This window comes from Streptomyces sp. NPDC001393, from assembly GCF_053597455.1.
Genome location: NZ_JBSFIH010000050.1, coordinates 16,492 through 34,356 on the forward strand (window position 1 = coordinate 16,492; position 17,865 = coordinate 34,356).

Genomic DNA, 17,865 nt, shown 5'->3' on the forward strand with positions numbered 1-17,865 from the left:
GATCAGACCCCTCCCAGTCCGCTTCCGCCGAGCCCCAGCGCGCTGAGCCGCCGGGTCGCGGCGGGACCTGCCAGCCGCTCCTTCTGCGCCAGGTACGCGAGGTAGAGCTCGTACCCCCGGTTGGTCACGGGCAGATCGCTGACCGTCAGTACCCGCAGGGTGATGGCCACTTGGGCCCTGATCGGGTTGAGGTCGACGTCGAACGCCTCCTCGGTGATCGAGAACTCAGTGAGCCTTACGGGTACGACCCGCTTGTTGCCCCACGTGAAGAGCGTGAGCGGCGCCTCGACAGGTGTGATCTCCAAGGTGCCGCGGGCGGCGAGCGCCTCGAGCCGGCGCAGGCTGGCGCTCGACGGGCTGACCAGCATCTCCAGCACGGCGAGCTGCGGATGAATCCCGTTCGGTGCCGCCACGTCCAACTGATCGGTCGCGTCGAGCTCCGCGGTCAGCTTCCAAGTCTCCACCGCCGGCCCCTTGAGCCGCAACGCCTCCGTCCGGTCCCCCGACTGGTTGTCGGCCCCGGCTGCCTGCGGCGCGATGCTCCGCTCCAGGCTGTCCGGGTTGAACTGGAGAACAATGATCTCCTTGGGTGTTCCGCGCTGGGGGTCGATGATGACGAGGCCGGAGCGGATGGGTTTGGGTATGTCTGCGTAGCTGGTCAAGACCGTTCGCCTCCGGATTCCGTCAGTGCCCGGACGACCACCCCGGCTTCGCGCGCGATCATCTCGTCAGGATCACCTTCGGCCATCTCCGCGAGCCGTTCCCGGTACTCGGGCCACGGGGTGTAGGCAATGGCCCGCACCGCCCTTCGCCTCACCCGCGCCTCAGGGTTCTTCGATGCCGACAAGATCCGGTCCTTCACGGCATCAACTGCTTGCAGCGGAGCACCGAGCCCCAACCTCAGAACGGCCTTCCCCTTGCTGGCCGGATAGATATTCCCGTCAACTTCGAGAATCAATTCATCGAGGCTCCAGACCTCAATTTCGGACTGGATACCGTTCAGCACTTCCTCGATCCGAGACCACTCGACGCCCGACACCACGAAGTACCGCTCATCCGCGTAACCGTCCTCCGTGAAGTGAGCCTGGGTCACGTCGTCGGCACGCCAGGTCGCCGAAAAGTCGACATCCCTATCGGCGTCCCTTTTGACATAGCTTTCCAGCCGCCAGTTCAACGTCTCGGCGAGCCGCTCGACGTCGTCCGGCGAAACCGAATCCTTGAGGACCAGTCGCCGGCTGACGAGAATCCCCTCCTGCGCCATCGCGCCTCCTCCCATCTCAGGCGACATCCCCGGGCTTCAGCCCATAGAGATCATAAACACGCTGCTCGATGCGAGCAAACAGCAGCTCCTTCTGCTTCTCCTTGTCCTCCTCGTTGGCGAAATCCTCGTCCATCATGGTATTCGCCCACTTTTCCAGGAAGTCCATCTCCCGGTTGGCCATGACGTTACCGCCCGACGTGAGACGACCGCGCTGCGACACCTCGCCCCAGGTGTGCGTGATGTATTTGTCGTTCCAGGATTCGATGCGTTCAAGGGCGGCCTTGCGCTCCTGCGCGACCTTGCGCTTCTCCTCCTCGGTCACCGCGGAGCTCTTTCCGTAGGCCGCCTTCATGGTGGCATCGTATTCCTTCTCCGGCACCCGATCGGCCTCGCCCACGAGGTTGGTCATGTAGTCCCGGCGGCGGATACGGTCCTTTCCGCGTCCGGTCATCGCCTCAAGGTCGACGGCGGTCAGTCCGATCTTCTGACCCATGTGTTCCATGGTCAGCGCCAGCCGTTCGGGAGGCATACCCGACATCTGGAGCTCATGGAAGATGTAGAACAGGTTCAGCTGTCGCGCCCTGCTCTGCGCCTTTCCGGGGGCCATGGGCAGTGCGTTGATTGCCTCATCGAGGTTGGATATCCGCTTGCTTCTCGGCCCCTTACCCTGCCTCTTGTGAGCCTCGGCACCCATCTCGTACGCCATGGCCCGGTACACCAGGTCGCTCGGCGAGCGATTCTCCTCCACCGCTCCGAGCACCCGGAGGTAATCCCGCCTGCTGTTCTCCGAGGAGGCGTCGGATGTTCCCTTGATGTCGTTCAGCATGGTCTCGGCGAGTGCGATCTGCTCATCCGCCGCCATGGGGCCCGTCGGCTTTCCGTTCTCATGCTGCTTGAACATCTTGTCGTAGAAATGGGACGGGAACTGATTCGAGCTGCCCGCGCCGTGCGTCACAAACCGGTTCATCGGGCTGTTCTTCTGCGTCACATTCACCACACCGCCGGAAGGGCTGATGACGCGAAGCGTCTGCTCCGGCTCCAAGTCGATGTCCCGAAGGTTGCGGGCGACCCCTGTCGACGGCGGGTTCTTCCCGAGGGCGATGTCGTTCCCCGATATCTTCGTCTCAAGGCTCGCACGCTCAGTGGGCCGGGAGTTCTGCACCGTGTCAGCGATTCGACGAATACGTTTGAGCAGTTCGTCCCTGTCTTTCTCACTGAAGCTGACGCCCGCGATCACCCATGACCGAGGGTTCAGCACCGCATCGATGTTGAAACGGCTGGCACCCGCCCGGGTCAGCTCGGTCAGGCGGTACCACAGGCGCATCCCGGCGAGCACGGCACGGTCAACCGCTCGCGGAACACCTCTGCTCAGCAGGCGCTGCAGACGAGGCCGGATGCGCGCCACGATCATCTCGAGGCGCCGTTCCTTGGCAGCCGGCGAGTTCTCCTTCTTCCTGCGCTCGTCCCGGTGTTCCTTGCGCCCGTTCCACCAGTCGCGCAGCTGATCGCGCTTCCGTGTGAACGCGTTCCGGATCTTGTGAGCCCCGTTTGCGATCGCACGGCCGAGCTTGCTGTTCTTGAGCTTGCGGCCGAGGGCGCGCATCGCATTACGGGCCTTGGCGAGGGCGCTCCTGACCGCTCCCTTGGCCCTGTTGAGCGCACGGCCGACAGGAGAGACCGGGCGGCGGGGGTGGGAGGCATCCTTCGGCCGCTCCGACTCGTGCCGCTTGGACGGTCTGGGCTCCTCCTCATGGGAGTCAGCGCGTTTGGGTGCCTCGTTCTCGGCAGGACGCTTGGCGGGAGTGGGGTGCTCCTCCTCAGCGTGATGCGTCCTGGCCGGCTCCTCCTCGGGATGACGAGCCGTCGCATGGGGCTCGCCCGGGTGCTCGTGGGGGTGCTCGCCGAGGGTGGGCTCGGTGGGGCGGCGGCGGGACGGGAAGCGCTCGCGGATCGAGGACATGGCGTTGCGCAGGCCGGTGCGGGCGCGGTTGACGGCGGTGCCGACGGCCTTCCTGGCGCCCTTCCCGGCTTTTGCCAGGGCCTTCATGATCTTCTGGGCAAGGGACTTGAGCTTGGAACCGACCGCCTTTCCGGCGCCCTTGAGCTTGGAGAGGAGGTACTGGGAGACGAACTCCAGGAGGGCGACGACGCCGGCGGCGACCGCCTCGGCGAAGAGGCACGCGGCCGGGCCCGCCTTCACCGCCTTCAGGAAGGCGAAGAACTTGCCGAAGGCGGCGATGATTTTGCTGATGGTGCCCCAGGCGGCCATGAGGCCCTGAATGATCGTCAGGATGGCCCCGGCCGCAGGCACGATCATCGAGACGACCTTCTCGATGATGATCTGCGCGAGCATCATCGGGAGGGCGGAGACGACCGCCTTCCAGGCCATCTGGCCGATCTTCTTCAGGGAGATGCAGCCCTTGACGAGGATGTTCAGGAGGGTGGACGTCAGGCCGACAATGGATTCGACCTTCTGGTCGAACCAGGCCTTCACCGCCGTCTTGACCGCGCCCCAGAGGTGGTGCTGGATGCCGTCCATCGCGGCGGCGCCCATCTTGTGCAGCCAGCCGCCCGGGTCCGGGGCGATGTCCGCGATCAGCGCCGCGAGTTGGCCGAGCGCGGCGATGGCCGCCTTGACGAAGTTGATCGCGGCCTCGACCAGCGCCCGCACCTGGTTGATGATGGCCTTGAGCGTGGCCTCGGCGAGCTTCAGCAGTGCGTTGAGCGCGGCGCCCAGCGCGTCGAGGAGCGCGTTGACGGCTGCCTTGAGGGCATCGGCCAGGGCGTTGACCGCGGCGATGGCGGCGTCGCGCAGGGCCTCGATGGCCTTGCGGAACTTGTCACGCAACGACGGGAACGCGGCGAGCAGGACGTCGCAGATCTTGATCAGCGCATCGGCGACGACCTTGATCAGTTCCACGGCAAGCTTGCGGCAGGCGTCGATGACCGAGTCCGCGAACTTCTTGAAGCCGTCGATGATGTCGTTGACCAGCTTGCGGAAGAAGTCGAAGATCTTCGTTACCGCGGACAGCAGGGCGTTGAAGGCATCCTTGATCTTGGACGTGATCCAGCCGAACCAGCCCGAGGACTCGTGCTTCTTCTTCTCCTTCTCGTCCTGGGCCTTCTTCTGCGCCTGCTCACGGTTGTCCTGGATCTTCTTGTTGTCGCTGGTCTGCCGGTCCTTCACCTGCTTGTTGCTGTCGTCGCGCTTGGAGAGGATCTTCTGGTTGTTCTCCGTGTGCGACTGATCCGCCTGCTTGTCGGAGTCGGCGATCTGCTTGTCCTGCTCGGAGCGCCACTGGTCCCGCGCCTGCTTGGCCTGGACGCCCACCTCACCGCGCTTGTCGGTCTGCCTCCTGGCGTTGTCCGCGGTCTCCTTGTCGATGTCCGAGTGGTTCTTCTTGCGCGCCTCGACCTGCTGCTGCCGGTTCTTGGCCTGGGCGCTGCCCACCTGGCCCTGGCCCTGCCCGATCGCCTGCTTGATCTGCGGGCCGCGCTGCTGCTGGACGACGGTCGCCTCGCCGGGCTTCAGCTGCGCACCGGCCCTGCCCTGGCCACCGCTGCCCTGGCCGCCGGCACCCCCGGGGAGGTTGCCCTTCAGGGTCTCCTGGGGAACGTCCGGGTAGATCTGGTCCTCGCCCAGCGGCCTGGCCGCGTCCTGGCGGCCGGTGTCCTGGATCCGGGACGTTTTGTCGTTGTACTTTCCGGCCTGCTGGTCCGTCAGCTTCGGATCGGCGTCGCCGGTCAGCTGCACCTGGGGGGCCGGGCCGACGGTGACGTTCAGACCGGGGTCGGTGGAGGGGACGTCGTTGACCGCGTCCTGCATGTTCTGGACGTCGTGGGCGTCGGCTTTCCCCGCGTCGGTGGCGGGGACGTTCGGGGTCTGGACCTGCTGGGCCGGGTTCTGGCCCTGGACCTGGTTGCCGTCGGCCTTCTGCTGAGGGCCCTGCCCGGGCGGGGCCACCCGCTCCAGCTGGCCCGACACCTGGGGGGCCGGGGCCTCCTCCGTCGGCTTGCCGTGCAGGGTCTGCGGCGCGCCCGAGGGGCGCTGCGCGGTCGGCGGGGCGGCCTGGAGTTGGGCCTGCTGCCGCCCGATGGAGTGGTCGACCGCGCCGTCGGCGCCGTTGAGGACGGTGACCGTCTGGTCCGGCGGCACGTCGGCGGCCGTACCCAGGGCGGCCTGCGGATCCTGGTCGGAGACGTTGGGCGGGGCCGGGCTCTTCGGCTCCTGGGCGGCGCCACCGCCTCCGCCTCCGCAACCACCGCCGCTGCCTTCGGGCTTGTCGGCCTCCGTGCTGGGCTGCGGGGCACCCGCGCAGGCGCCGCCGCCCGGTTCGAGCGAGGCGCCCGGGGCGGGTTGGGCACCGAGCGCACCCGGGGTGTCGGACTGCTGGTCGGCGGGACCGAGGGCGGGGGTCGCTGCGGCGGTACGGGCAGGAGCGGCGGCGCCGGGTGCGGCACCCTGTGTCGCGACCGCCCCCGCAGGCTCGGGCGCGCCGACCGGGCCTGCGGCCGCAGTGGCGGGGCCGGCGGGGACAGGTGCGCGGCCCGGGGTCGATCCCCCGGCGCGGTCCGATCCGTGCGGGACGCCCGCCGGCTGGTGGGGGTGCGGCGCCGTTGCGGGCCGCGCGGAGGCGCGGGCGGAGGTCGGGGTCGCGGGGGCCGGGGCGTGCTCCGCCTCCTGGCGCTCGTTGTGCTCGGCGGCGCTCTCCTGCTGGGCGGGGGTGGGGGCGGCGCCCTCTTCGGTTCGGGGCCCCTGTGCCGACGTACCGTCGGCCGATTGGCCCGCCTCGGGCTCCGGTCCCGGCTCGGCCTCCGGTTTCGCGGCCGGAGAGGCGTCGGCGGCGGGTTGGGTGTGCTCGGGGTCCGGACCGACCTCCTGCTCGGCCGGCTTCTCGGTCTGGAGGTCGTGCTCGGTGCGGTCCCCGGCCTCGTTCTCGGCGACGGGGCCCGGCTGCGGGGTCGACTGCGGAGCGCGGCGTCCCGGTGCGGGAGGGGCCGTCGCGGTGGGGGGCTCGGCGGGCTCGTCGTCCTCGCGCTCGCTCTCGCGCGCCGCCTGGACCTTCTCCGCCTTTGTCGCGGGTGGCGCAGGGAAGCTGGGCACCTCGGCGGGGGCCGGGGCAGAACCGTCGGCGGGCAGGTGGATCCGGTCTGCTGTCGGTACGGCGGAGACGTCGAGGTCGGCAGAGGGGACGAAGTCCTCCGGCCTGAGCGCGGTCTCCGCCTCGCCGCCGGTCCCGGACCTCTCTGCGCCGTGCGGAGCGTCGACCTCGCTGTCGGCGCCCGGCTCCAGGCCCTCGGGCTGCTCCTGCTCGGGGTGTTCGCCGTGCTCCTCGTCGCCCTCGAGGACGCCGTGGCGGGCGAGCGAGCCGTCGCGCTCCTCGGCGGTCTTGTCGACCTCCTCCGGGCGGACGGGGCCGGGCTGCGGGGTGGGCTGGTGGTCCGGGTTGTGCTGCTTGCTGCCGGCGACGGGCTGCTGGGCAGCGGACTTCCGCTCGTGCTCCGGCGAGCCTTCGGCCTTCGCGGCGGCGGGCTTGTCCTTGGGATCCTTGCTCTGGTCGGTCTTCTGCTGCTGGGCCTGTTGCTCTTTCCTGTCCTGCTGGTCCAGCTGGTCCTGGCGGTTCGTGTCCTGCGCGTCCGTGCCGTCGGTCCGCTGCTGGGCGCCGGTTGCGCCCTGGGCCTGGTCCTGGCCCGGCTGGGCTGCCTGCGCCTGGTCCGCGGAGGCGGCGCCGGGTTGTGCGGACGCGGACTGGTCGGCGGTGGCGCCCTCAGGTGCCGAGGACGCGGAGGCGTCGGCGGAGGAGTCACCGCCGGAGCCCGAGGAGCTCGAAGTCCCGCTCTGTGCAGGTGAGTTCTGCTTGGTGTGCGTGCGCCGCACGGAGGGCTTGCGCTGCTTCAGCTCCTCCTGGTGGTCGCGCTGCTGCGGGTGCTGCTCCTCGTGCTGCTCCTCGTGCTCGGGCCGCTGGCGACTCTGGCCCTCCTCCGGCTCCCGGGAGGAACCGTCCGGGCGCCGGCGCTCGCGTCGACGGCCCTCGGCCGAGTCGTCGCGGTGTTCCTGCTCGGTCTCGCGATGGTCGCGTTCGAGCGCGGCGTCCTGGTCGTGCTCGGCCTCCAACCGGTCGACCGTGTCCGTGACCGGGACGGGCGTGAGCGGGGTGTCCATGCCCTCCGGCAGGTGCGAGGTCTGCTCGGCCAGGGCGAGGACGCGCTGGTAGTCGGAGGACGGCAGGCGGAGTTCGAGCCTGGCGAGCACCGCCTGCTCCAACTCCGGTGCAAACCGGACGAGTTGTCTGCGCACCCGGCCGGAGGAGTCGGTGGGGTCACCGCGCAGGGAGCGGAGGATACCGGCCGTCAGCCGGTCCACCAGGGTCGCCGGGTCGAGGCGTTCGCTGCGGAGCCGGTCGGCGTCGACGCGCGCGTAGCGGAGCCAGCCGGGGGTGGCGGACGCATCACGGGTCACCTCGGGCGTTGCCGGGTCCGCGCTGCGAGCGCCCTGTTCGGCCTGCTGCTCGACGGCGTCGGTGGGCAGGCTGACGCCGCCGAAGTCACGGCCTGCGCGCAGCCGCCCGGGCTGGTCGGGCGCCTGGACGGTGTGCAGCAGCTCGTGGGCGAGCAGGCGGCGGCCGTCCTGGGTGCCGGGGCGGAAGGCGCCCTTGCGGAAGAAGATCTCCTGGCCGACGGTGACCGCGTCGGCGCCGACGAGGTCGGCCAGCGCGGCCGAGTCCTCGTCGGTGTGCACGCGGACGCGGCTGAAGTCGTGGCCGAGCCGCGCCTCCAGCTCCCGGCGGACGCCGGGGTCCAGGGGGTGTCCGGCCCCGCTGATGATCTCCTTGGGCTCGGGCGTACGGGCGGAGCGCTGCGGCTTGCGGGCCTTCTGCTCGGTGCCGCCGCTGCTGCTCTGCCGGCTCTGCGCGGGCGCGTGGGTGCTGCTCAACGGCGCCCCCTGCGGTCGTTCGCGGCACCGCTACCGGACAGGCCGGCGTGGACCGCGCGGGCGAGGGCCTCGCCCAGGCGGCGCGGGTTGCCGGTGGCGGGCAGCTCGGGCAGGCTGGAGAGGAGGTCGAGCGCGCGGTCGCCGTCGGCGAGCAGGGCGGCCGGGACGCCGCGCTCGCGCACCAGCCGGTCCAGCTCGCCGCGGAACGACTCGCGGAGGCGGACGGTGTCGCGCGGGCTCAAGTCGAAGCCCTCGAGCGCGAGTTCGCCGATGTCGATGCGGATCGCGGTCGGCGCGGAGGGTGGGGACACCCGCTGCCTGTCCGCGGTCACGTGGCGCACGTCGTGCACGTCGTTCAGACCCACCCTTCCACCTCCGAAGGCGTCAGGGAGCGTTCGAGCTTCAGGTACTCGGTGCGCGCCGCGGCGAGCATGTGCCGCATGCGTACCGGGCTGCCCTCCTCGGCGGCGAGGAAGGCGCCGGCCAGCGCGATGTTGCGGATCGAGCCGCCCGCGACGGTGAGTTGGGCGAGCCGCTCGGGTTCGAGTCCCTCCGTCGGCGTCCGGTCCGGGATCACGCGGCGCCAGATCTCGGCACGCTCCGGCACGGACGGGAAGGGGAAGTCGACGACGAAGCGGATCCGCCGCATGAAGGCGTTGTCCAGGGCCTTCTTCATGTTCGTGGTGAGGACGGCCAGCCCGCGGTAGGACTCCATGCGCATGAGGAGGTAGCTGACCTCCAGGTTGGCGTACCGGTCATGGCTGTCCTTGACCTCGCTGCGCTTGCCGAAGAGCGAGTCGGCCTCGTCGAAGAGCAGCAGGGCGCCACCGCGCTCGGCCGCGTCGAAGACCCGGCGGAGGTTCTTCTCCGTCTCGCCGATGTACTTGCTGACCACTTGCGAGAGGTCGATGACGAAGAGGTCCACGCCCAGCTCCCCCGCCATGACCTCGGCGGCCAGCGTCTTTCCGGTGCCGGATCCGCCCGCGAAGAGCGCGGTGACGCCGAGTCCGCGGCGCAGCACGCCTTCGAAGCCCCACTCCTGGTGGACGGTGGCCCGGCGGCGTACGTGGGCGACGATCTCCCGGAGGATAGCTCGCTGGCGTTCGGCGACGACCAGATCGTCCCAGCCTGCGCGCGGCTCGACCCGGCGGCCGAGCTCGTCGAGGGCCATGCGGGCCTCCACCAGGCCGGCTCGCCAGGCCAGTTGGGTCGGGTCGCTGCCGCGGTCGGCGGAGCCCGACGACCGCCGTACCGAGGTCGCCGCCGCACGGATGACGTGTGCGGGCAGCGAGAACTGGGCGACCAGCCCGCGCAGTCCGCTCTCGGTGACGTCCGGCAGATCCCCCAGCGCGCCCGTCCAGACGTCCAGTTGCTCCTCCGCGCTGAGCGCCGGAACGGTCACCCGCTCGGCGCGGGCGCGAGCGGTCGCCGGACGCGGGTCGTCGGCGGAGAGCACCAGGGGTACGGCGAGCCCGCCGGTCAGGGCGTCCACGGCGGCCGAGGTGTCCCGGGCGGAGAGCCCCGAGGGCGCCTCGCCCAGCGAGACCGACGCCCCGTCATGCGACTCCACCAGCAGGGCCGCGGGCAGGAGCACCGCCTCCCGCTGCCACAACCGGGCGAGCTGGTCGCGCTCGCCGGGGTCCGTCGGCAGGTCCTCGGCGGAGACCGCGTACAGGGTGAGCCCGGATTCCCGGGCCGCGGCGGCGGCGATCTCCCAGCGGGTCTGCCGGTCGGCCCCGGCCAGCTCCACATGCGGCAGCACGTCGAGCTCGGCGGCGGCCCAGCTCGCGGAGACGTCCCGCGCGGTGCGCTCGTGCGCGGGAGGCAGGGCCTGCGCCGACGTGGCGATCCGGTTCAGCAGCCCGTGCAGGCGGACGTCCAGATAGTCGACGCCGACGAGGAAGTGCAGGATCCGTTCGTCGATCCGGAGGCGGGAGGCGGTGAGGGCGACGGTCCCGTCGCGGTCGTCGAGTTCGAGCAGCCGCCAGCGGCGCAGCGGGCCGACCGGGGCGAGCGCACTCCAGTGCGCGTCGTCCAGGGCGGCCAGGGCGAGTGAGAAGGTCGGGTACTGCCGCGCCGGGTCGCCGCCGGCCGCGGCGCAGCGGCTCGCGGTGGTGGAGTCCAGCTCGGCTGCGGCGGCCAGGACGAGGATGTCGCGCTCGAAGGGGCTCAGGCCGAAGCAGGAGCAGAGGGTGTCCAGGGCGCTGCCGGGCTCCGGCTCCGGGCAGGCGGGCAGCTCGGACGGGGCGGTGCCTCCGGTCTCGCGCCCGGACGCGTGCGCGTCCAGGCGGGCCAGCACCGCCTCCACCGCCACGGACAGCACCTTGTGGTGCAGATCGTCGCCGCCGGGCACCTTCGCCTTCTCCCCTCCCATGGCCGTGACTCCGTTCCCGCTCAGCCGGCTTCCGGCACGGCGTGCACGGTGCGGGTCTTGACGGGCTTGGGCTCGACCGGCTTCGCACGGCCGTCGATCATCACGGCGATGCCCTGGTAGATGAGGGAGAGGGCGTAGGGGGTGTTGTTCTGGTAGAGCATCCCCCAGAGCTTGGACGTGTCGTCGATGTCCAGCGCGGTGGGCGTGAAGCGCACCCGCTGCGGGGCATCGGCCAGGTCGGTGCCCTGGAGGTAGGGCTGCTCGGCGGCGGCCTCGATCATCGCCTTGGACAGCACCGGGCTCTCGTGCAGGGTGCGCACCACGCAGCCCAGCAGGCGCTGCGGGACCAGTTCGGCCTCGTCGCCGTAGAAGCTGATCAGGTAGTGCAGGTCGAGGGCGGCCGAGGGCCGGGTGAGCACGGTGCCGTCGGCCGCTCGGGTGGGCGCGTCCGTATTGCGCAGGGAGGCGTTCGGCGTCACCTGGTACAGGAAGACGGTGATCGTCGGCTCGGTGGGCGGGTCGGTGGGCGGCTTGCGCGCGGCGACGTCGACGGCGAACGGGATGTCGGGCGCCAGCGACTGGGCGATCTGCTGGCGAAGGGCCTCGGTGACCGTGGCCACGGCGAGCGTGTTGCTCATCGCTGGGCCTCCCCGCGGGACAGATACTTCTCCAGGCTCAGAACGGGCGTCGTACGACCGGGCCGCTGGGCGCGCTCGGACGGGCGCGGGGCCGCGGCGGCGCCACCCCGTGCGGCGGCGCGGACCTCCAGCCGGCCGATGCTGATGTGCACGGTCCGCTCGGGTGTGCGCCGCCCTGTGGTGTCGCGGGCGGACTGGCGTCCGGCGGCCGGGGCGGCCGGCCGGGCCGCGGGGCGCGCGGTCTGCGCGGGAACGGCGGCGACGGGCCGTGCGGTGTCCTGCCGGGCCGGGGAGGAGGCGCGCCGGAGCGCCGGCTCCGCGGTCGGCCGCCCGGAGTCCACCGCTCGCCGCGACGGATCACCGTGTCCGTCGTCCGCGGCGGACCGCCGGGCGGGCCCGGCGGCCGGTTCCGGGGCGGGCTGCGGTACGGCCGCGGGAACCAGCACTCCGCGCTGCGGCGCCGTCTGCTCACGAAGAACCGACGGCAGCTGCCGGACGGCGGGCTGTACGGGCGCCGGGTCACGACGCGGCGCGGCCTCAACTGCCGTACGGCGCACGTCTGTTGACTCGGCTCGTCGCACGGGTTCCGCCGACTCTCGCTCCTCGAAGTCCGGACCGAGCGGGTCGACAGGCGCCCCGAAGGCGTCCATCCGCTCGAACGGACCCGGCAGGCGTGGGCGCACCCGCACCACACCGGTGTCCGTCGCGCCGTCCGCGCCGCCGAGCGGCGCGGCCGCGGGAGCGGTCCGCCCCACCAGGCGGTCGAAGTGGTCAGGCATCCGCACACAGCTCCAGGTAGTAGCGGCGCCGCAGCGGGCTGAGCGCCAGGATCTCGGACTCGCTCCAGCCGTAGTGGCCGGCGAGCAGATGGACGTCCTGCAGGGTGCCCCGCGCCCACGCGTCCAGTTCGGCCCACAGGTACGAGGCGATGTCCAGTTCGGCGGTGGCCGCGTGCCCGCAGACCGGGCAGGCCAGGTTGAGCCGGACGTCGGCCCCCGGGTCGGCCTCGGCCGCGGCCTGGGCGACGCGCTGCCGGACGTGCTCGGGCAGCGTGTCGGCGGCCACCTCGGTTCCGGAACGTTCGGCGTGCAGCACGCAGCGGGCGACGAGTTCGGCACCGGCGTCCGCGGACGGCGATGCCTCGACGACGGCCAGGTCCCCGGCCGTCGGCAGCCGGAACCGCACCGTCCAGCCGTCGGTCTCGACGGTCAGCGGTCCGTCCGCGACCTCGGCCGTACCGGCGCCGATGACGTCCTGCACCCCCAGCGCGAACTCCATCTCCTCGCCGCAACCACGGCATGTCGCACGCACCTCGAGCCGCTCTCCGAAGAGTTCACGTCGCAGCGCGAACAGGTCGGCGTCGCGGCGGCCGACCGGGACCGACAGCAGTTCCTCGCTGTCCGCCGCCGGCCGGGCGGCGGAGTGCAGCAGCAGGGCACGCCTGGCGTACCCCGCGGCCAGCCCCGCCTCCCAGACGGCCAGCAGGGCGGCCGCGCCGACCGATGCGCCGGCCGATCGCCTCGAACTCACAGTCGGCTACGCGGGGTTGGTGTATGTGGGCTCCTGCGGCTCCGGGACCGACCAGTCCCGGTCCCAGCCCTCGCACTCCAGCTTCAGGCTCTGGATGGCGACCGCGTTGGCGTTGGCGTCCATCTCGCCGAGCACCTGGTACTCGCTCGGCCAGGCCCGGAACACCTTGTGCGCCACGGCCACCTGTCCGGCCTCGTTGAGCACCTGGATGACCAGGTCCTTGCGGAAGTCGGCGAGCGAGACCTCGGCGCCGGGACCGGCGCCGACCTGCCAGACCTTGTTGGCCCAGCGGTCGAACTCCGGGTCGTGGGTGACCCCGCGCTCCAGGGTGATCGCCTCGAACTCGGTACGGCCCGGGGACTTCCGCGGCGAGCTGGGGTCGCCGCCGTTGCGGTGCTTGACCACCTCGGTGGTCCGCTTCAACGGGCTGATCTTGCTGATTCCGGCGACCACCCGGCCGTCCCAGACCACCAGGAACTTGAAGTTCTTGTAGGGGTCGAATCGCTGCGGGTTGACGGTGAACTCGGCCATGAAAGCTGCTTCCTAACCCCTGAACCTATGCCTCGAACTGCCCGGCCATCTGCTCGATCTGGACGATCACGAACTCGGCGGGCTTCACCGGAGCGAAGCCGACCAGCACATTGACCACTCCGCGGTCGATGTCCGCCTGCGTGGTGGTCGAGCTGTCGCACTTGACGAAGTACGACGTGCGCGGAGTCGTCCCCTGGAACGCCCCCTGCTGGAAGAGCTTCTGCAGGAACGACTCGACGTTGAGCCGGATCTGCGACCACAGCCGCTCGTCGTTCGGCTCGAAGACCACCCACCGCAGCCCGCGGTAGAGGCTCTCCTCGATGAACAGCGCCAGCCGCCGCACCGGGACGTATTTCCACTCGGACTGCAGTGCGTCCGCACCCGCCAGCGTCCGCGCTCCCCACACCACCGGGCCGACGACCGGGAAGCTCCGCGCGCAGTTCAGCCCCAGCGGGTTGAGCAGCCCGTTCTCCTTGTCGGTGAGCTTGACGCCCAGCGCCCGCACCCCGGACAGCGGGGTCTCCGTCCCGGCCGGCGCCTTCCACACCCCGCGCGCGGCGTCGGTCCGGGCGTACACCCCGGCGACGCTGCCGGACGGCGGGAAGGAACGCAGCCGGCCGGTGAGCGGGTCGATCAGCTCCAGCTGCGGGAAGTAGAGCGCCGCATGGTCGCTGCGCACCGGGTCGAAGGCGGACAAACCGGCCCGCGCCGCGTCCACGCTCGCCCAGGTCTGCGGGGCGTCGGCGATGACGAAGAGACGCTTCTCCTCGGCCAGCGCCTGCGCCGCCGAGAGCACGGTGAGCTGGTCCTCGATGTCCGGGTAGGCGGAAATCTCGGGCAGCACCAGGAGGTTGACGTCCTCGACGTCGCGCAGCGCCTGCATGCCGCTCTTGTCCGGCTCACTGCCGATCAGGTCGGTCGGGCCGGGCGCTGCGCCGTCCTCGCCGCCCGCGAGCGCGAAGACCGGCGGGTTGACGCCGGCCTCCAGGCCGAGGTTGTTGGCGGCCTCGCCGACGAAGCGCACGGTGTCGGCGGGATCGGTGGAACCGGCCACGATCTGCAGGCGCTTGCCGAAGGCGGTGACGGTGGTCCCCGCGAAGACGCGCTTGCCGGGGGCGTCCGGCAGCGCGCGCAGCTTGCGCTCCAGCAGCAGGGCGAGGTCGGTGACGGTGGCCGGGGCCTTGCCGTCCCGCTCGGCGTCGTAGATGCGGAACGTGCGCTGGACGTCCCCGATCTTGACCTCGATCTGCTGCGTGAGGTCGGGCAGGGTGGCGGCGAAGGGCTTGGAGACGGTGCCCACCGGGTCCGGGCGCTGCTCGGCGAGCACCTTCACCCTGATGGCGTCCGAGCCGCCGTTGACCACGGTCTCGGCGAAGTTGTTGTCGCCGGCCCTGACCGACAGCCCGGGGAAGAACTCGCCGACGCTGCCGGTGACGTCGGAGACCCGCAGGTTGAAGGTGCTGTCCGGAGCGGTGGTGTCGTAGTCCACCAGGAGCCGCAGGCCCGCGCCCCAGGCACCGGGCTGCTCGGCGGTGACCTCCAGGACCGGGGCCTCGGTGCTGTTCTCGGTCGAGTGCAGCGTCACCGTCGCCGACTTACCCGTGCCGGCCGCCACCGCACGCACGATGACGGCGACCGTGCCGCCGTTGACGAAGAACTGCTGCACGGCGTAGCTGACCGGGCTCTGTGGGTCGAGGCCGCCGAACTGCCGCTCGTAGTCGGCGAATCCGGTGATGGTGACGGGCCGGTCCACGGGTCCCCGCCGGGTGCGGCCCACAAAGGCGGTGACCGAGGTGGTCACGGTGCCGATGGTGCGGACGCTGCTGGGCAGCTCCTCGATGTAGACCCCGGGATAGGTCGGTGTGGTCGTCAATTCCCCCTCCATTCCCTTGTCGCACCCGGGGACACGAAGAAGGAGGAAGACGCGCGCGAACCGACGGGCGGTGCGCGGTGCGCTGTCGCCGCCGCACATGCGCGAAAGCCACGACACGTACGTGAACACCGGAAGAGGCCCGGTGTGGCCGTTACCTGATTCCCCCGTCGCAGCCTCCGCGGCACCCGTACCGCGGAGGCGTTGCGCTGGTCTGCATGAAGTCCCTGGTGCCTGAGTGCAGGATGAGTCTCACGGTCCGATTGCGCACCAGTCAAGGACTCCATCCGGCCAGTCCCGGTCATTTCCGACCGGGAACGGGTATCTGCACTCTTCGACCCAACCTCCTTCACAACTCCGTTCACTGGTAATCGACTTGATGACTCATCAGCCACCTTCCGGCAGCTTGGTGTAGTCGATCGCCTGGCTGCCGGGTGCGGCACCCGCGGGCCCGTAGGACGGCGGTCTGGCCGCTCCCAGGAACCAGCCCCAGCGGGCGCCGTAGCGGTGTTCCAGCGCGCAGAAGACCGCGTAGTAGAGCGTGCCGAAGGCGGTGGTGAGCGCGGAGTTCACGGTGGCGTTGTCCAGATGGATGCCCAACCGGGCGGCCTGCAGCACGACGAACGCCACCAGATAGGGCACGCAGGTCCGCCAAAGGGACAGGGCGATCTGGTACATGACGGTCTCCTCAGTCTCTCGCGGCAGAAGGTCACTCGACGGCGAAGCCGTGCGCGTGGCCGAGCCGGGTCAGCGAGTCCTTGCCGGGGATGCCGTCGGCCATCATCCCGGTGTAGCCGTAACGCTTCTGCAGCTCCGAGTAGGCGGCGACGGTCTTGGTGCCGAAGGAGCCGTCGACCCACTTGCGGTCGAGCAACCCCTCTTCGGCCAGGGCGAGTTCGACGGTGAGGACGTCGTCCGGGTTGCTGGTCGCGCCCTGCGGGGCGCCCGGGTCGTGCCGCGCCGAGGCGACCACCTTGACATGCCCGACCGTGGCGAGCGGTATCCCCCCGCGCAGCAGGGAGCGCAGCGAACGCTCGCCGGGTACGCCGTCGGCGTCGGCGCCGGAGAAGCCCAGACTGCGTTGGTAGTCCGCGTAGTTGAGGGTGTCGGCATCCGTCCACTCGGGGCCGGGGCCCTGCTGGTAGTGCTTGCCGAACCCTGCGGCGACCAGTGCCCTGCCGACGGCGGTGACCTGCATGCCGTTGGCACCGAACCCGTACTGCAGGCCGCCGACGGTGACTTGACGGCGTGTCGGCTGCTCCGGTTGCGGCTGGGGCTGCGGAGTGGGCTGTGGCTTCGGAGTGGGCTGGGGCGCGGGCTTGCCCGAGCCCGCCGGCCTCGGCGCTCCTTCGCGCACCCACGCATAGAGCACCGGCCCGGGGCAGGCGGTGGAGTACCCGTCCCGATGACCCTTGATCTCCGGGCCGGCCGGTCCGTGCTTCTGGCAGTACTCGATGGCGTCCCGCAGGCCGTTGAGCTGGTCCCAGGTGGGTGTGGTGGACCCGGAGGCACCGACCAGCCCGCAGACCGCGTAGTGCGCCTCGTTGAGCGGCACGTTCCCGTTGGCGCTGTTGCGCCGCTGCAGCCCGCGGCCTTCGAAGACCACGCCGTGCTCGCAGACCACGAAGCTGTACCCGATGTCGGACCACTTGTCGAAGTCCATGTGCCCGGCCTGGATGCGGCGCACATAGGCCGCGCAGGTGGAGTGCGGGCCGAAGGTGTAGGGCGTGCCCAGATAGTGGATCTTCACGCCCTTGCGCGGTTCGTGGTACGGGATCGACCCGTTCGGCTCCCGCCAGGGCCTGGCGCCCCATTCGGCCCGCGTCACCAACTGCAGTCCGTGCCAGGGCTGTTGGGGTTTCGGCTGTGGCTGAGGTGGTGGCGCGGGGACCGGCTTCGGCGCCGTGGCCCCCGCCCACTCCCTCAGCTGCTGCATCGTGCCGTGGTACACATCGATGTCCATCGGCCGTTCGGTGTACTGATGGAACTTCCACGGAGCCCGGATCCTGGGCGCGCCCGGCGTGACGTAGTCCGCTATCCAGAGGAAGTCACCCGCGTTGTCATCGGTCCGGAACCAGTAGTCGCGGTTGGTGTAGAGGCCGACCCGGTTGTCCGGGTAGTGCCGCTTCACCGCCGCGAGCCACTCGTTCTTCACCTGGGTCGCGTGCGCGTCACTCACGTTCTGGCCGTACGGCTCGAGGTCCAGCACCAGCAGCTCGCCCTGCGGCACATGGCCGACGACCCGGCAGAAGTGGTCCACCTCGTCCGCCACGGCGTTCTCCGCGTGCAGGAAGTGGTAGTGCCCGACCACCAGTTTGCGACGGCGCGCCTCCGCCAACTTCTGCCTGTAGCCGCTCTGTTCGGTGTGTGCCCCCTCGGTCGCCTTGATGAAGACGAACCCTGCGTCCCCCGGTATGCCCGACTGGAAGTCGGACACGTCGTACCCCTTGGCATAAGCCATCGACAGTCCTCCCGTTACCCTGAGCCGCCATGCCTGGTCCCGGCGATGGTCCATGGGTAACTCCTAGTAAAGCCACTCCCGAGCACCAACGTCACGCGCACCTCGCGACTTACATGGGATTTCACGTGTCGGCTCGGGCGGTCTCCACATCTCTTTCACGTGGGCGAGCAGACGGGCGTACGCCGGTGGCCGCGCCGACCCATAGGACAGTTCCGCGCCACAGCGCGAACGCGTGAGGGGATGATGGTGTGTCAGTTCTCCAGGGC

At 70.7% G+C, this 17,865-nt stretch carries 12 protein-coding genes; all 12 read right to left on the bottom strand.

Annotation, left to right across the window (positions count from 1 at the left end):
• Window positions 1–2: 2 nt before the first annotated feature.
• Window positions 3–662 carry a CIS tube protein gene (locus ACWC2T_RS35795; protein WP_450674508.1) on the bottom strand — a complete coding sequence of 220 codons (660 nt, stop codon included), beginning with the start codon at window positions 660–662 and terminating at the stop codon, window positions 3–5.
• On the bottom strand, window positions 659–1,261 hold the full coding sequence (locus ACWC2T_RS35800; protein WP_450674509.1) for a HEAT repeat domain-containing protein: 603 nt from the start codon (window positions 1,259–1,261) through the stop codon (window positions 659–661). Before ACWC2T_RS35800 ends, ACWC2T_RS35795 begins: the two co-directional genes overlap by 4 nt.
• A 16-nt stretch (window positions 1,262–1,277) precedes the next feature.
• Window positions 1,278–8,195, bottom strand: a complete 6,918-nt coding sequence (locus tag ACWC2T_RS35805) for an eCIS core domain-containing protein (RefSeq protein ID WP_450674510.1) — start codon at window positions 8,193–8,195, stop codon at window positions 1,278–1,280.
• Window positions 8,192–8,560, bottom strand: a complete 369-nt coding sequence (locus ACWC2T_RS35810) for a hypothetical protein (protein WP_450674511.1) — start codon at window positions 8,558–8,560, stop codon at window positions 8,192–8,194. The genes ACWC2T_RS35805 and ACWC2T_RS35810 overlap by 4 nt, the downstream gene beginning before the upstream one ends.
• Window positions 8,551–10,569: an AAA family ATPase gene (locus ACWC2T_RS35815; RefSeq protein ID WP_450674512.1), complete on the bottom strand. Its 2,019-nt coding sequence runs from the start codon at window positions 10,567–10,569 to the stop codon at window positions 8,551–8,553. The genes ACWC2T_RS35810 and ACWC2T_RS35815 overlap by 10 nt, the downstream gene beginning before the upstream one ends.
• A 20-nt stretch (window positions 10,570–10,589) precedes the next feature.
• Window positions 10,590–11,207: a DUF4255 domain-containing protein gene (locus ACWC2T_RS35820; protein WP_450674513.1), complete on the bottom strand. Its 618-nt coding sequence runs from the start codon at window positions 11,205–11,207 to the stop codon at window positions 10,590–10,592.
• The gene (locus tag ACWC2T_RS35825) at window positions 11,204–11,986 is read right to left on the bottom strand and encodes a hypothetical protein (protein ID WP_450674514.1); all 783 of its coding nucleotides are present in this window, start codon (window positions 11,984–11,986) and stop codon (window positions 11,204–11,206) included. Before ACWC2T_RS35825 ends, ACWC2T_RS35820 begins: the two co-directional genes overlap by 4 nt.
• Window positions 11,979–12,737, bottom strand: a complete 759-nt coding sequence (locus ACWC2T_RS35830; RefSeq protein WP_450674515.1) for a T4 family baseplate hub assembly chaperone — start codon at window positions 12,735–12,737, stop codon at window positions 11,979–11,981. The genes ACWC2T_RS35825 and ACWC2T_RS35830 overlap by 8 nt, the downstream gene beginning before the upstream one ends.
• Before the next feature lie 6 nt (window positions 12,738–12,743).
• Window positions 12,744–13,268 carry a phage tail protein gene (locus ACWC2T_RS35835; RefSeq protein ID WP_351205251.1) on the bottom strand — a complete coding sequence of 175 codons (525 nt, stop codon included), beginning with the start codon at window positions 13,266–13,268 and terminating at the stop codon, window positions 12,744–12,746.
• A 25-nt stretch (window positions 13,269–13,293) separates the two neighbouring features.
• A complete protein-coding gene (locus tag ACWC2T_RS35840; RefSeq protein ID WP_450674516.1) occupies window positions 13,294–15,141 on the bottom strand; it encodes a phage tail sheath family protein in 1,848 nt (615 codons plus the stop codon).
• 384 nt (window positions 15,142–15,525) lie between these two features.
• A complete protein-coding gene (locus ACWC2T_RS35845; protein WP_450674517.1) occupies window positions 15,526–15,816 on the bottom strand; it encodes a hypothetical protein in 291 nt (96 codons plus the stop codon).
• 31 nt (window positions 15,817–15,847) lie between these two features.
• A complete protein-coding gene (locus tag ACWC2T_RS35850; RefSeq protein ID WP_450674518.1) occupies window positions 15,848–17,599 on the bottom strand; it encodes a peptidoglycan-binding protein in 1,752 nt (583 codons plus the stop codon).
• Window positions 17,600–17,865: the final 266 nt, after the last annotated feature.